Here is a 250-nt window from a genome sequence, read left to right as displayed (position 1 = left end):
ATAGCCGCGTGTCCGCTTCTGGCGAACGAGATCGAGAAACAGCAGCACCGCCTCCTCTTCACGCTGGAAGATATGCGCCTTCGACTGGCCGCGCGCGCCGATGCGTCCCCAGCGGCGCGTCAGCCGGGTCTCTCCAAACAGGGTCTCCGAGATATCCATGGCATAATAACGAGCCATGTTCATCGAGACGTCCCTGCGTTCGATATAAAGCTGATAGGGCTGGGCAATCATGACGATTCTGTCGTCATGA

The 250-nt window shown here is 58.0% G+C and carries 1 protein-coding gene; it reads right to left on the bottom strand.

All coding sequences use genetic code 11. The features are described from left to right. The coding region (locus ACP7FG_RS13120; protein ID WP_439226647.1) for a WGR domain-containing protein at positions 1-250 on the bottom strand (250 nt) is incomplete at both ends.

The organism is Idiomarina sp. ST10R2A5 (assembly GCF_051842325.1).
Lineage (GTDB): Bacteria > Pseudomonadota > Gammaproteobacteria > Enterobacterales > Alteromonadaceae > Idiomarina > Idiomarina abyssalis.
Note: the sequence above shows the minus strand (reverse complement) of the source record. Positions and strands in the feature narration are given on the sequence as shown.